Source organism: Kiritimatiellia bacterium (genome assembly GCA_028715905.1).
Classification (GTDB): domain Bacteria; phylum Verrucomicrobiota; class Kiritimatiellia; order JAAZAB01; family JAAZAB01; genus JAQUQV01.
In genome coordinates, this window is record JAQUQV010000002.1 from 91574 (window position 1) to 106408 (window position 14835).

Sequence of the window (14835 nt, forward strand, 5' to 3'; positions counted from 1 at the left end):
CTTTTCAACCAGACAATCTCAGTCACATTTCTCCTTAACCTTTTGTTTTTCCCGACGCTCCAATTCAACTTGCAACTTAACCAACAGCCAATAAATCTTCTCAATGGATCCGCGATAAACTTTTCGGCGGCCAGCTTCCCGAATCGCCAAGACATCGCCCGGCTCAAGCATAACAACCAATTTGCGGTTAATAGGAAATCCGGCAAGCTTGCATGTGCGACGTTTAATTATCCTGTTTATTTCATTCATGTTTTTTTACCTCCATTATGAAAATTATCTGTCAGAAAAAACCAAAACAACACACTCAGAACAATAACCAGTAATAAAAATCCGTTCATTTCGCGCCCCCCGCCACAAGCGCGGCGACGTCACTTTCCCGAAAACCCGCAGCCCTGGTGCGCCCCGGCAACTTTATCCGCTTCAAAATTCCTTGTTTCCCCCAAAGGTCAACTGCCCCGAGTGAAACATTAAATTGTTTTGCAACCTGGGCGCGCCTGAGAATTCTATCCGGCTGTAAATCCGCCGGCTGGGCGGTCAATTCACGCAATAAGGCTTGCCGATCCCTGGCCGATAATCCGCTGATTGCCAGCTTTGCCACTTCATAACTGTTTCCCGTTTTCATAGTTTTTTATCCTCCATCACGAATTATCCCTCCTACCTATAACGCTAAAATGCGTAATTATTTCCTTGTTTTTGGATATAACCTCTTGGGAATTAAGGCCTTAATGTGCGTAATTTTATACCGAACCGTTCCCTCTGATATGTTCAACTGTTTTGCGACTTCCCGCATTGACGGCATCGGTGAACAATTCAACGCCTCAATGATTTTCAGATCCATGGCATCCAGATCGCCGTTCGCCGCCAAATGAAGGAGCGTCTCCATAAGCGCGAAAGCTTCATCCTTCGTTTTTTAGGATACGGCAGGAGCGGGATTGCAATACTGCTTGTTTTCATCCAACGGAACAGCCCGGTCAAAAATCTTATCTCTTTCCGAGTTAATCACTTTATGCCGCCCCTTCTGATCACACACAAAGCAAGTCACTTTTTCATACGGCACAGGCCGTGCGGCGCAACCATATCTATCTAATACCGGGACGCACGCTGCTCGTTTAAGGATTAGCAGTTAAAAAAAGAGTTTTTCTCTTTTGAAAAATGCTGCAGTGGATCAATGGCAGGGAAGGAGAAGTATGATTGTATGGATTAAATCCATAGGAAAATAATCCATACCGGGGGAAATGAAGGCTGAAATATAAACAGGAATTATCTTAAGAGCCAGAGCTTGAAGTGTCTTGCGTCTTATTCTGACCGGAGGGTGTCCCCAATGCTCTGGTGAAGAAGGGAAATGATTCCCCCGCCACGATTCTTTCTGGAACTTCTCATCAGGCATAGATTACATATTTCAACGCCACGGAGCGGTTTTGCCTTGCATCCAAGAAACACCTGGTCAACAAACAAAATACTGTTCATGACGCCGCGAAATAAAAAAACGAATACATTAGGCAACCGTTTTTACAAAGTGCTAAAATACCGGATAAATCATCGACCCCATATCTCGCCAATAAATATTTTGGTGTTCCAGACATATCGTTTCAGGGCCGTTTGCAGGCCTTGTTCTCCCATTTTCCGTCTAAGCTGCGGATCATCCGCAAGCCGACACATGGCTTTTGTGAGACCGTCAACATCGTCAAATATCAAGCCTCCGCCCGTGTCGATTTTTTCCGTGAGAACCGACAGATTGCTGACAATCAACGGCAGTCCGGTAAGCATGCCCTGAACAGCGGCCTGTGAGAATGTCTCTCTCATAACGATCTCGTCTCGCGATGGCACAATCATGACATCCATTTGCCTTAAAAAATTCCCCATCTGTTCGTGCGGAAGCCATGCATATGTGATGATATCGGGATCAAAGAAGACCGGAGGATTGACAAATCCGGCAAGATGCAGGCGGCATCTTTGCTTGATTCCATATGGAAGCTGAAGAAAGGCCGATGCCGCCGTGTCGGCCCCTTTCCATTTCCGCTCCAAATGGCCGACAACGCAAAAATCAACACGATCTTTCCGCGTGCCCAAAACCGAATAAGCGGGATGGAACAATTCGGATTGCGCGATTCCATAACGGGTCATCATTGAAGTAAATTTTCCCTGCTCAAAGCGGGACGCTATTTGCTTGTTTACCGCTAGCACGGCAACAGGCATGCGACTCAGGGAACGGATAAACCGCGCTTTCGGCTCGCGATGAGCAATCAATGCAATACGTCCGGCGGCACGCATCCAGCGCAATGAGGTAATGACCGGAATCAGGCTGTCCCCGACATTGCCAAGCAGAAGAAGGTCGAAGCACCGCGCTTTGATCTTCTTCAAGGCCAGCAGTCCTCCAAGCATATCACTGGAATTCCATGGCAAATCAATAATCTCCACCGGCAGAGTTCCGACATGACTTTTGATGACACGACCCCATGCAATGCTAGCCGGAACGGTAACGGAGTATCCCATTACCGCCATGTCCTTGATCAAAGACAGATTGAACAGTTCAACGCCACATAGAAGTTTTATCTTGTGCCCCAGAAAGAGTTTTTCCATAAACAAAATACTTTTCATAGTATTATCCGTCAGATACACAAATTCATTCTCTTTTTTGTCAAACTCCTTGTTGCTTTAAATCCTTGTGTTTATAAATTTTTTCAAAAAAGGTAACCGATGCCGCCAAGCAACACATCGCTGTCGCGGTTGTGATCCGACAAAACACGATTCAAAGTGATGCGAACATTCCAGTGTGGTTGGAATTGGTAACGGGCTGTTACCGAGATGATTCCGGCAAAAAAAGTTCCATCATAGGGAGCGTCTTGTTTTCTGTCGAAAGCGTAATAGCATCCTGCGCCCGTACCCAATGCAAATCGATCGTTAAAAAATGCTTTGGCCACCCAAAACTGTGAAACCGGACCATACCGGTTGATCTTGGCGTTATAACCTTCATAAAGTCCTGCGATCGTCCACTCTATGTGTCGCCATAGTTTTCTCCGGTATTCAATATTCAGGGGAACCGAGCGTTCGGAACCGAAGCTGTTCACGATCGTCCTTCCAGCGAGCACAGTGATTTCGTTGCGGGGTGTCGTTTCTTCCTGCAACGACAATTTGGGAAAAGGTTCTGTTTTATATGGAGTGCCGAACCGATAACCAATCCCCACCAAAAGGGATACGGTATTTATCTCGCTGGCCGCAACCCAGTTGCCACGTAACTGTAAAAACACGCGGTTTCCCAGGGAACAGTTTGCCGCAAGGCTGGTCATAACTCCAACTCCGTGATCGTTTATGTAGTCGGCGGTTGAATCAGAAGTTGTATCACAATAGAAATAAGGGCCAATTCCCGCCGAAATGGAGAGTTGCTGGTCAAGCACGTCGCGGCTGACCCAGCATTGACTGGCAACACCATCCCGGTGGTGGTCCGAGAAATGGCCTTCGTTCAAGTAGGCAATGCTTAATGCGAACGTGTCTCCCAATCTCTCCAAACATTCAAGCTGTAATGCGGATGAATTTGCATGAGTTCTTGTATTCTTAATGACTCCGCCGAGAATATAAGCTTCTTGCGCCCAGACGCGATTCGTGACGGCCAGAAAAACAACAACCAATGTTCTTGCCCGAGCGGATAATTTCGATCTTTTAATCACTATTTCCAGTTCCTTTCCAGTTCCGGCATACACGCCTATCATGAGGATTGCGTTGCCGCAAGGCGCTTCACTATACCGACTGGACGGTATAGTGTCAACACCATTTTTCACCATTCTTCTTATTTGCATTCATTGTTTAAGGCGGAGCCTGATTCTGTCCCTACCATTGTCCGCGCCGGAAATTATGGCCGATGGGACGACGCCATTTTTGCGAAATTCATTTTGAAACGTTATTGCTCATCTTTCTTTGACGACGCGGACATTTAATATTAATATAAATTTGTTTTTTTGCCTTCCCGGGGAGAAGTTAAAAGCCTATAGATAGCATTAAATAATGGGAATCAAGTCCGTTATTATGTGAATATAAGCACAAGTTTGAGAGATGCCGGTATCTGTATGTAAGAAATAGCGGGGTTTTTCCCGCGATAAACTTATATCCAACACCGGCCATATCACTAAAAATAAAAACTCCGCCAAGTTCCCTGTTGCCGATCGTATTGCGGCTTATCAAGTTGATGCCCGCTCCGCCTTCTATAAAAAATCCGGGCTTATTTTGATCAGCGAAGAAATACAGCCTTAACATAGGGATTGCGCCCGCCACAAAAGTTAACCTTCGGTCATCATTTATTAGCTCCAGATCTCCTTCAAGACGGAACCATAATGATTTTACATCCTTTATTTTCAAGTTGATGGCCGGTGCTATGATGGCCTGTTTGGTGCCGAGACCATGCATCATGTCTGTACCTGCCCCAATGCCGATTTCAAAATATCTGGCTTTGTCTTCACCGCTTGCTTCCTTTAAAGGGTATAAAACCATGACCAGAAAAAGGAATATTCCCCAAAAAAACTTCGGTCTCAATATGAGCGCGTTCAACATGTCGTTTAAAGGCCGGTGCCTATATAGCGGCGGTTCAGAAGCACCGGCATACGCACGCTCGGCTACTGAAAAACGCATAAGCCTGAGTGCTCTAAGCAATGACACACTCACTACAACTATCACCAGCCACAACGCGTCAAACGACTACGACGCTGTTCAACGATCCGAACTCATTGGCGACAAACTCCTGGTTCGCCGGATCAGCATGCCAGACATCGTCCACAACGAATTTGTATTCGTGGCACCCCTTGGCAATCATCAGGGAGATGCTATATATCCCGGGCTGATCCTTCTCCCTAAGTTTGGTACGTTTGGGATCCCAGTTGTTGAACGAGCCGGCAATGAACACTTCTTTGCCGGGGTCATGTTTAAATGTGAATGTCACTTGCTTGCGTTTTAGACTTTGTTTCATTGACTTTTTCCTTTCGTATTGTTTATCTTCTTTATTTCGGAATCATCGCTTCAACGCGTGACCAGCGCATGAAATGAATAATGTTTTTTCATTTCATTGCCCATGAGCATTTAATGCATAGGATCACCTCCCTCCGAGAACCTTGTAGAGCGTTGCTCAAAAGACGAAAGAAAAAGCGACTTTTCTATCTCCAGATACTGTTCAAGTGAGGCATCAACATGGCTCATGGCCTGCTTCAGGGCAACACGAATGGTCCATGGGCGCGCGGCGCCTATTTGCGCGAGGGTGACGCTTGTTCCTTTGAGTTGCTCCGTGGGAACGATTCTGTCTACGAGTCCCAGATCAAAGGCCTGATCTGCGTTGATATCTTTTTCCTCTGCAAGCAGTGCCCAAGCTTTAGCGCGTCCGAGGATGCGCGACAGAAACCACGGTAGTGCGCCCCATGGCGTAAGCCTGGAATAGGGCATTCGGTTGATAAGCACGAAGTCTTTGGAAACTACACGAAGGTCGCAGGCCAGGGCCGGACCAAACAGCGAAAGAACGGTCTTTCCCGATAGGGCTGCGACCACAAAATCGTCAATGCGGCGAATGCCCTTGATCAATCGGTGCGAGGCATTTATCTCGCGTATAAAGTCTTGCTCCATGGCGCGTTGCGTCATCGGGTCCTGCCGATGGATCGGCTCGTTAGAGCAAACAATACCGGGTGCAGCCATAATTTTTTCAAACCTGTCCGGAGACAGTATTCCCGGGGGTGGATAGAGAACCAACGCCTTTGAGGGACGCTTTTCCTGATCAGACAGGAACGACATTAGTTCGTTCACTATGTCAGTAAGCATCCCAGGGAAATATTCAGACTGTGTCGTAAAATGCAGGCACATTACGTCGAATGTCTGTTCAACCGTGAAAAACCTGCCATGATTATTGTTCTTTTCCATGTTATCCTCCTATTTATCTAATTATTTCTTCTAATAACCAAAGCCGCTAGAAAACAGCACCTACCGAAAGATTAAACGACGGTGTCAGATCGGAGCCGAACGAATCCACGGTCGTGCCGTCATCGGCGCAGAATTTATATTGCCGGTAGACGGGAACTGTGGCCGATATTTTGACGAAAAGCCCGGGGTATGGCTTAAAGGTGGCCGCCAAAAGCAAAGGGATGCGCCGATCAATAAAAATTCCGCCGGGCAAGGCCGAACGGTCATCCATCCGGAAAACACGATTTTCAAAATTAGCCCCGAGGTCAAACAACCAGCGCGATTTTTGATACGGGTTGTAGGATAAAGTCACTCCCTGCGCCGTCTGCAGTGAAAGACGGTCGTTGATTTTCCAGTCAATGCCGGGGATCGGAAGCACGAGTGTGGAGTCTTCAAGGCGTGTGTGAGCGACAACCCCCACCTGCCATGCAAAAGATTTGTTCACCTGTTGCCGTACGGCCACGAGCCCGCCGCCGGTCATGCCGTCGCTCCATGCGGCATGGTCCTCAGTTGAAAAAGAAAGGTCGCCTACGGCAATCGCCGTCCAGTCCTTGTTGATCTTGTGGCGTCCGATCGGGGATGTGCCGTCAATTGTTAAAATAGGGTAGTTTCCAGTCTTGATTTTTCTGTGTGTTTCCTTCTTGTCCGAACGTTATATAACGGCCCTATTGGGTTGTATCTTCGGCTCAATTCCGCTCTGAACGCCAGAGCCGGCCGCCTTGGTGATATTTTCCTCTTTCCAACCCAAGGAACGCAGGAGGATCGGGAAATCCCGATACCCTGAGATACGCTGAAATCCCTGTTCCACCGTCAGCATGGCATACGCCGTCCAGCGTTCGGTCATATCGCTTTGCGGACGCCACCGCGTCACCCGCCGGGTCTTGGCTCGAAAGTTGCGAATCGGGTTCTCGATGGCATTTGTGCTCAGCAGGCTGATTTGAAGCGTGCTGGGCGCCTCCAGCAAATGCAACGCGATAAGTTCTTCTCCCGCCTCTTCCACGCTTTCCAAAGCCTTCCGATTCTTGCCCGCCACGAAACGCTTCAAATCGTTCAACGCTTCCCGCGCAGCTTGTGAACCCTGAGCCTGCCGAAGCCGGTTCATCAACCGATTCAATTCCGGATAATCCCTGCGGGACAAGCAACCGCGCAGGTTTCGTTCTTTATGCACCAGACAGCGTTGTATCACCGCATCCGGGTGCCGTTCCTTGACGGCCCGTTTCAAAGCCGACGATCCATCCAGGAGATATAACGGCCGTCCGCCAAATCGAACCCCGCGCCGATCCAGCCGCTCCAATAATGCCCGGCTGATTTCATAACTCTCTGTGCTGCCCACCTCGAAATCCAGCATCTTTTTGTGCCCGTCTCCCAGAACACCCAACGCAATGATCACCACCACTGCCTCGCTCAGAACTATCCCGTCCAGCATCAAAATGGCCACTGGTTCCGCCTGTAGATCGCGATCCCTGAGCATTGCCAGATATCGCAAGCTGCCGGACACCCAGTGCCGGCTGACTTCGCTGGCGCTGAATCCGCGGCCTCCCTGCGGATGTAACTGTTGCATGTCCCGACTGCTCACCCCGCTGGCCACCGCCCGCAAGATGGCCGCTTGCACCGCATCGGCTTTCCGCGCCGCCGCATAGCTCTTGAGCTTTACTTCCTGGCCCCGCTTTAGCCGAACCCGCGGCCGCGCAAATCGTTCCTCCGCTCCGTTCAGCCAATATTGCCCCACCACGCTGCCCGCACGCCGATGCGCCGCCCCTGGCTCAGGCTTGTAATACGGCCCGCAAAGCGCCGTCACTTCCTCTCGCATTTGATCTATTAATGCCTTTATCATAACCCCGCGCAATGCCGTGTGCATCGCCTCTTTGCATTCATCTAGTCCCGCTTGCCCTTCCAAGACCGATTTGATAATATCTGTGCCCATGACGGTTTCCTTTCTTTGTTTTTGCCCAATCCGATTGTATCGGATCAGACTGGAAACCGTCACTTAATTTTAACAACGAACGGGACATTACCGTCCGATCAATCCGAAACGGGTTATGGAAAGATGCATAAAGCCGATCCCCGCAAGTTCGGGAGGATTCAAGTCAAAATCATATTGGCTCCATTCCCGTTCAATTGAACCGCTGATCGATGTTTTTTTCGAAACCGGCACGTCAATTCCGGCAAGGATTGCTTCTCTTGTTGCGCGTGCGTGTCCGGCGTCATCCTCAAGGCTGTTCTGCAAATCGGTGCTGGCGCTGACCGTCAGAACGCCGCGGATTAGGTGAGATGGACGGGGCGCCGGCAGGGTGGCGGCTTCAATTTCCAATGATGTACCGGTATCGATGGTAAACGCCTCGGGGATTTTCGATTCATGCTCAGGCGGAGTTGAGCTTATGCTCAATTCTAAGGTTTTTCCTACGTCTTCATCCGGAACGGGTTGATCGGCAAACGTATTTGTGACGGCAAAAACGAACGTAATGAAAATAAGCCGGCAAATATTTTTCATGCCATCCTCCTGTTTGCCCATCCCTACAGCACTATACCGACTGGACGGTATAGTATCAAAACTGTTTTTTTGCCATTCTTCTTATCTGTATTCATTATTTAAGGCGGAGCCTGAATCCATCCCCACCATCGCCCGCACGGGAAATTATGGCTGATGGGGCGACACCCTTTTTGCGAAATTCATTTTGAAACGCTATCGCTCAGATTTTTTTGACGACGCGGACATTTCTGCGGCCTAGGCGTCGCAGGCGGCCGGAACCACTCATCTGCGAGCTGGAGAAGCGTCCGTTTTATCTGGCTGCGTGCGCTTTTGGTGAAATTGGAAATACCCAGCAACTCCGACATCCATATACCCTCCATAGCGAGCAACAGGATCGTCACTCGATCGGGACTTGGCGACGCATTGAGAATTCCGGTCATGTTTTTTAAACGCTCCTTTCGAACGTCATCGAGCAGTTTCGGATCGCGGATTACAGCCGCCAGCAAAGCCGTGGCGGCGCGCCGATACTCGTCCCCGAGGGTGAACCACGCTAGGATTGATGCCTTAATCTCCCTGACCGGGCTCGCCGGCAGTGTGGCGCGGAACTTTGCCTTGCACGCTTTCATGTTGCCGGCGAACCTTTTCACCATAGCTTGAAGAAGATCGCGCTGGCTTGGAAAATGATATATCAATCCTCCCTTGCTGACGCCCGCCTTTGAGGCAACGGCGTCCAGCGTCATATGCGTCGCGCCTTCCTTTAGCACGACATCTTCGGCGGCATCCAGTATCCGCTCACGCGACGATGGTCTCGAACTCATGCCTTTTCTCCTTTTTTTACAACTGGCACTATACCAACTGGTCGGCATAGTGTCAATATATTTTTATCTTTTTGTCCTGCCACGCTAACAGAGCAAAAATGAATCATGCCATACCCACCACAAGGTTAAAATATAATTCAACTGATTCCGGGAATTAGGCACATTGGGCACAATTTATTTGACCATAGGAAAAAGAGTCCGATTCCGGCAAACGATCAATTAGGCACAAATTTTCTTAATCATCGGACACCATCGGACATTTTGGACTGTGCCCAATTGTGCCTAATGAAAACCCTATTTGAGCAAAATCAGGCAAGCTCAAGAAAACACACGGAAGCAAAAAACACCGAAAAGGTCGATCTTGCAAAACCGCTGATAATAAAGGGCGAAATGCTTGTTTTGAGCAGTAAAGGCGGGCTGTTTTTGTGACCCCGCGAGTAAGTCTCGGACAGTCAAAAAGCGGATTTTAAGTCCGATGCGTCTGCCATTCCGCCACCCAGGCTTCTGGTATTGAAAAAATTGATTTTATTGACCAATAATACCATCAGAAGCAAATTGAACCGCACAAAACGAAAAGCAAGGGGAATATGACAAAAAAAAGACGCACCGGCAATCTTTATCAGCGCGGAAAAACATGGTGGCTGAAATATATGGTTGAAGGCCGGCTGATCCGGCAGAGCCTTGAAACAACCAGCCGCGAAGAAGCGGAAGAAAAACAAAAAGAAATTATGCGTCCGTTCATGGCCGCCGCCCGTGTTGACGCTCACGCCATAATGGAGAAACGTCTCCGGAATGCAATTAACGTGGTTAACCCCGCGTATTTGATTTTCACCTTGCGTTCAATATTCCGGCGCTCCGCGCGCAACGCATTTGTATCGGTTTGCAACGCTTGGACATCCTGGATGCGTTCGGCTTTCAACTGAATATCGTTTTCATCGTTATTCATTGCAATGGCGCCGAGTTCGGCTTGGAGTTTTCGGATACGCCGGCGGTTGTCTTTGATGGCTTTATCGCCGGCGGCAAGGGAGGTTTCCTTGGACGCCAATTTCATCTTGGTTGAACCACCGCCGGGGACAGGCACGGTTGTTTCGCTGAATCCGCTCTCATTCCATTTGCTGACAAACGCACATCCAGCAGGCAGTATCCGGCCTGTTCCGTAATGGGGCCGGGCTCAATCAACAGCGGCCGGGAAAAAAGCGGGCCGTCAACGACAAGAGTGTGATACTCGCCGTTCTCACCGCACGGATCAATGCCAATCTTCAGGAATTCATTGATAATTCCGCGGTCAATAATCCGGCCGAGGAATTTCCGGTCCAGTTTCCTTTCGTTCACGGCAACAAGCACGGCTTTGTAACCAAGCGCCAGGAATTCCAGAAGAATTTCCCGACGTTCGCATCCCCACAGCGGCAGGCATGGCGTCATTCCGGCCTGCGCGCATACTTTTTTCTCCCAGGCAAGGTGCGGGGGAAAATCAATATCGCCGAACACGCCCGTCCTGACATTTTTTCCGCGGAGTTCACGCAGGGCGTCAATGAATACGGTTTCATATTCCTCCCAGGCGGCGGAGCGCACAAGCAATGGGAGCGCCAGGGCGGAAGCCTGCGCTTCCAGGATTTCCTTTCTCAAGCCGTGCGATTTTGACCGTATTCCATCCTCGCTGATGATGGTCAGCAGACAGGCCGGCTTGGCGCCCGCGGACGCGGCGCGGTGAAGGGCCAGGCAGGAATCCTTGCCGCCGCTCCAGGAACAGACAAAACGGATGTTTTTTCCCTGCACCAAGGCTTTGGATGCCGGGCCGGCGGATAATTCCCGCGCCGCCTCTGAAATTGCCAGGACATAAGGTTTGCGGGAAATGGGATTTTTTTCAACAACCACCACGGTTTTATAGACCTCCTCAATAATCCGGTAATCCAGCACCTTCTCGGGCGGGCCGTATTTATGCATTTGACCCGCCTTGAGAAGGGCGAGGCGATGGCAGTATTCGCCGGCCAGGTTGAGGTCGTGCAGCACCATAATCACGGTGAGTCCGAAGTTTTTATTCAGCCGGCGGACAAGATCAAGGATGCCCACCTGGTGGGTGATGTCCAGATAGGTGGTCGGCTCGTCCAGCAGAAGGAGTGTCGGCTCCTGGGCCAGCGCGCGCGCGATCAGGGCAAGCTGGCGTTCGCCCCCGCTGATCTGCCCCATGTATTTATCCTTTAACTTGAACGCATCGGTCTGGGTCATGGCATCGCGGGCGATTTGCAGATCGTTTTTTGTTTCCAGGAAACGGAAACCGCCGTAATACGGAATTCTTCCCAGGAGCACAAACTCCTCCACCGTCATAAACCCGGCTTCGGCATTCTGGGAGACAACGGCTACCTTGCGGGCCAGATCCTTGTTTTTCATCCGCCAGATGTCTTTTCCCTCAAGGAGTATGCTGCCGCCGGCGGGCTTTAACATTCTTGTAATCGCCCTGAGCAGGGTGGTTTTGCCCGAGCCGTTCGGGCCGATTATCCCGGTGATCTCGCCGGCCGCCACGTGCAGGTTTATGTCGCGGATGACAAAACCGGAATCCCCGGCCGGGAGCGGCGCCTTCTTGGCCAATGCCGCGCAGGACAGGCGGGAATAACCGCACGTCAATTGTTTTACATGGAGCATGGCTTTTCTCCCGGCCGTCTCCGGCACAAAACATAAACAAATATGCCGCCTCCCAGCAAGCCGGTGATAACCCCCACCGGCAATTCCGCCGGACTGATCACCGTCCGCGCGAGCGCGTCGCAGAAGATTAGGAACGCGCCGCCGCAGAGCCAGGAGGCAGCAAGTAAAATCCGGTGATCATTGCCGAGGAAGAGCCGCATGAAGTGCGGCACCACCAGCCCCACGAATCCGATGATACCCGCCGCCGCCACGCTCAACCCGGTCAGGACGGAGGCTAGGAAAAAAAGCATGCGTTTCGTGTTTTCCACGCTTACCCCCAGATGCAAAGCCTCTTCCTCACCGAGGCCCAAGGCGTTAAGTTCCAGACAGAAAAAATAAGTAACCCCGAGCAGGACGGCGGACATCGCCAACACGATTTTCACGAGCAGCGTGTCGGGCTGTTCCAGGGACCCCATGACCCAGAAAATAATGCTGTGCAGGTCTTCGGTCTTGGAGATGGCCATAAGAAGCGTGATCAGCGAAGAACAGATAAAACTGATCATGATCCCCATCAGCAGGAGATTCCGGATGTTCAGAACGTTCCCCCGCGCGCTCAAAAAATATACCGCGATAATTGCGGCAACCGCGCCGATTGACCCGGCCAGGGGCAGGGACCAGACGCCGCAACCGCTATGCAGTCTCAGAACAATGGTTAAACATACCCCCAACGCCGCCCCGCCCGAGATGCCCATGGTGTAAGGCTCCACGAGGGGATTGCGAAACATGCCCTGCAGAATCACCCCGGCCAGGCTCAAAGCTCCGCCCACCGCAATGCCGAGCAAAATGCGGGGCAGCCGCACTTCGTATAAAATGGTGCGCGCCGCCGGGTCGCCCCCTCCCGTCAACGCCGCAATAATCCCGGCGAGAGGGATCTCGGCCGGGCCGAGGCATAAGGAAATAACGGCCGTGCCGGCCGACAGAACGGCCAGAATCAATATCGCCGCGGTCCAATGGAGGCGTCTGTTCATTTTGTTGCTTTGAAATGGCGATTTTTGTTTCAAAAACGGGGGTTAAAATGTCGCCTTCATCCCGCCCATCACGCTGGCGCCGGGCATGGGATAGCCGTTGACCAGCTGATATTGCTTGTTCAGAATATTGTCGCCGCGGACGTAAATCTCCACACCCGTGCAAATGACCTGCGACGCGTAAGCGCCGCCGGTTAAAAAACCGCCCAATTCCTCCACGTTGGCCCGGTCCGCGTAGACGGAGTCAGTATATTCGGCGTTCACGTTCAATTTCAAGCCCCATTTGCTCTGGTAACCCAGCCGGCCTCCGGCTTTGTTCTTCGGCCGGTAAGCAAGAGTGTTGCCGTCGTACTCGCCGCTCGCGTCCCGCGCGCCCAGCAGGGTATAATTCAACGCGCCTGAAATTTCATCGGTGAGCTGGATGTTCAATTCCGTTTCCAACCCCCGCAAAAGAGCGTCGTTGACGTTCTCCGCCCGGTAAATTCCCCGGCCGTCATCAAACCACGCGATCAGGTTTTTCATATGGCTCTGGAACAGGTAAATCCCGACCGTGCTTTTTTCTCCCAGCGACTGCTGAATGCCGGCGTCATAACTGAAGGCCTCTTCCGGCTTTAAAGCGGGGTTCCCCTCGGAATAATCGTCCCGCCAGTAAAGCTCGTTCACGGTGGGCGCCCGGAACCCGCGGCCGACGGAAGCCTTCAGCCGGGTGGCGCCGGTAATTTTGTAGAGCCCGCTCAGCTTCGGGCTGAGCTCGGCGCCCCATTTTGACTGGATGTCGCAGCGCAGGCCCGGGGTGGCGACGAATTTTTCAAGGAACGATATTTCGTCCTGCAGGAAGCCGGCGCCGGTGAAAAGATCGCGGGCGCCGCCGATCGGCGACACTCCGCCGGATTCCGTGGTGTCTACATGATCGTTTTCAAGATAAATTCCTCCCAAGAGCAACTGCCTCTCGCCGAAGGGCAGGGTTTGCTGGACGTCCAGGCCCGTTTTCCGGTCCCGGCTGATGCTGTCGGCGAAAAGATCGGGATTCTTATAGTTCTGCCAATTCTGATTCAGGAATATCTTGCTGGTAAGACAAGAATTGGTTTCAAACTCGTGTTTATGCGTGAGATCAAGCCAGTATTGCCGGTCATATTGTCTGGCGTTGGGCGAAGGCCAGCTGGTTGAACCGGGCACGCCCTTGTTCTGGCGGGAAAAGCCGGAATTGAGCGTCAGCCGCGATTCAGCGGCTATGTCATAATCAAGTTTCCCGGAAATGTGGTAGCCGTCGCAGGCGCTGTTTTCCCGCCAGCCGTCGGACGCGTTCTGGCTGGCCGTAAGCAAATAGCCGAACCGGCCGATTCTCGCCCCGTTATCCAGTTGAAGAAGACGCGTGTTTTTTGTGCCGTATGAAGCCGCTAAATCCGTCTGCAGGCGCGGCGGGGGATCACGCGTAACAATGTTGACCACGCCGGCCATGGCCCCGGCGCCGTAAAGGACCGAGCCCGGCCCGCGGATGATTTCTATGCGCTCAATCTGATCAACCGGGTACATGGAAAGGTCGGCGCGTCCCACGGAAGCCGCGTTAACCCGGCGGCCGTCAACCATCAGCAAAACCTGGTGCTCGGATGAGCCGCGCAGGGTAATGCCGCTCTCCGCCCCCATGGAACCGTACGCGTTCACCCGCACATCGGCAACCTTTTCCAGGACCTCCCCGATATTCTGCGCGTTCAACTCCGTTATCATTTCCCGCGGAACCACCGCGGCGCTCACCCCCACGTCCCGGACCGCCTGCGGAATCCTGGTGGCGGATACTATCACGGTGTCGGCCTCCGCAACGGCGACCGCCTGGGTTGCCGCCGGAACGGCCGGGCCGGTTGCGGGCTCCTTCTGCAGGCCGGCTTCCTGGGCCCGGTTGCTCTGTGAAACGATTAAGGCTGCCGCAATTCCGAACGCCGTTGTTATGAGCGCCCTTGTTTTTGCTTTCACTGTTTTT

General features: G+C 51.7%; 16 protein-coding genes. 2 read left to right on the forward strand and 14 right to left on the reverse strand.

From position 1 onward, the window contains the following. Nucleotides 1-18 precede the first annotated feature (18 nt). The 11 genes from PHP98_01145 to PHP98_01195 all read right to left on the reverse strand — a co-directional run bounded on the left by PHP98_01145 (nt 19) and on the right by PHP98_01195 (nt 9216). A complete protein-coding gene (locus PHP98_01145; protein ID MDD5482245.1) occupies nt 19-249 on the reverse strand; it encodes a hypothetical protein in 231 nt (76 codons plus the stop codon). An 85-nt stretch (nt 250-334) separates the two neighbouring features. Further along, a complete protein-coding gene (locus PHP98_01150; GenBank protein ID MDD5482246.1) occupies nt 335-622 on the reverse strand; it encodes a hypothetical protein in 288 nt (95 codons plus the stop codon). 914 nt (nt 623-1536) lie between these two features. Next, a complete protein-coding gene (locus PHP98_01155) occupies nt 1537-2619 on the reverse strand; it encodes a glycosyltransferase family 4 protein (protein MDD5482247.1) in 1083 nt (360 codons plus the stop codon). 62 nt (nt 2620-2681) lie between these two features. Then, on the reverse strand, nt 2682-3707 hold the full coding sequence (locus tag PHP98_01160; GenBank protein MDD5482248.1) for a hypothetical protein: 1026 nt from the start codon (nt 3705-3707) through the stop codon (nt 2682-2684). A gap of 265 nt (nt 3708-3972) precedes the next feature. Further along, nucleotides 3973-4620, reverse strand: coding sequence for an acyloxyacyl hydrolase (locus tag PHP98_01165; protein ID MDD5482249.1), 648 nt, complete (start codon nt 4618-4620; stop codon nt 3973-3975). Nucleotides 4621-4678: 58 nt separating this feature from the next. Next, nucleotides 4679-4954 (reverse strand): glycogen-binding domain-containing protein, encoded by a 276-nt coding sequence (locus PHP98_01170; GenBank protein MDD5482250.1) that lies wholly within the window; start codon nt 4952-4954, stop codon nt 4679-4681. Between the two features lie 110 nt (nt 4955-5064). Then, a complete protein-coding gene (locus PHP98_01175) occupies nt 5065-5889 on the reverse strand; it encodes an enoyl-CoA hydratase/isomerase family protein (GenBank protein ID MDD5482251.1) in 825 nt (274 codons plus the stop codon). Nucleotides 5890-5935: 46 nt separating this feature from the next. Continuing rightward, nucleotides 5936-6487, reverse strand: coding sequence for a DUF6268 family outer membrane beta-barrel protein (locus PHP98_01180; GenBank protein MDD5482252.1), 552 nt, complete (start codon nt 6485-6487; stop codon nt 5936-5938). 93 nt (nt 6488-6580) lie between these two features. Continuing rightward, nucleotides 6581-7852: a transposase gene (locus PHP98_01185; protein ID MDD5482253.1), complete on the reverse strand. Its 1272-nt coding sequence runs from the start codon at nt 7850-7852 to the stop codon at nt 6581-6583. An 87-nt stretch (nt 7853-7939) separates the two neighbouring features. Next, nucleotides 7940-8419 carry a hypothetical protein gene (locus PHP98_01190; protein ID MDD5482254.1) on the reverse strand — a complete coding sequence of 160 codons (480 nt, stop codon included), beginning with the start codon at nt 8417-8419 and terminating at the stop codon, nt 7940-7942. Between the two features lie 179 nt (nt 8420-8598). Continuing rightward, complete coding sequence (locus PHP98_01195; protein ID MDD5482255.1) at nt 8599-9216, reverse strand: TetR/AcrR family transcriptional regulator; 618 nt, start codon at nt 9214-9216, stop codon at nt 8599-8601. Nucleotides 9217-9501: 285 nt separating this feature from the next. Between PHP98_01195 and PHP98_01200 the strand changes: the two genes are divergently transcribed. Together PHP98_01200 and PHP98_01205 are read left to right on the forward strand one after the other, a co-directional pair. After that, nucleotides 9502-9645 carry a hypothetical protein gene (locus PHP98_01200; protein MDD5482256.1) on the forward strand — a complete coding sequence of 48 codons (144 nt, stop codon included), beginning with the start codon at nt 9502-9504 and terminating at the stop codon, nt 9643-9645. Between the two features lie 158 nt (nt 9646-9803). Continuing rightward, nucleotides 9804-10139 carry a hypothetical protein gene (locus PHP98_01205; GenBank protein MDD5482257.1) on the forward strand — a complete coding sequence of 112 codons (336 nt, stop codon included), beginning with the start codon at nt 9804-9806 and terminating at the stop codon, nt 10137-10139. 124 nt (nt 10140-10263) lie between these two features. Here the strand turns inward: PHP98_01205 and PHP98_01210 are convergent, their stop codons facing one another. From PHP98_01210 to PHP98_01220, 3 genes are read right to left on the reverse strand one after another with little or no spacing between them, the layout of a single operon-like run. Further along, complete coding sequence (locus tag PHP98_01210; protein MDD5482258.1) at nt 10264-11856, reverse strand: diphthine--ammonia ligase; 1593 nt, start codon at nt 11854-11856, stop codon at nt 10264-10266. Beyond that, nucleotides 11844-12863, reverse strand: coding sequence for an iron ABC transporter permease (locus tag PHP98_01215; protein ID MDD5482259.1), 1020 nt, complete (start codon nt 12861-12863; stop codon nt 11844-11846). The genes PHP98_01210 and PHP98_01215 overlap by 13 nt, the downstream gene beginning before the upstream one ends. 42 nt (nt 12864-12905) lie before the next feature. Next, nucleotides 12906-14828, reverse strand: a complete 1923-nt coding sequence (locus PHP98_01220; GenBank protein ID MDD5482260.1) for a TonB-dependent receptor — start codon at nt 14826-14828, stop codon at nt 12906-12908. Nucleotides 14829-14835 lie beyond the last annotated feature (7 nt).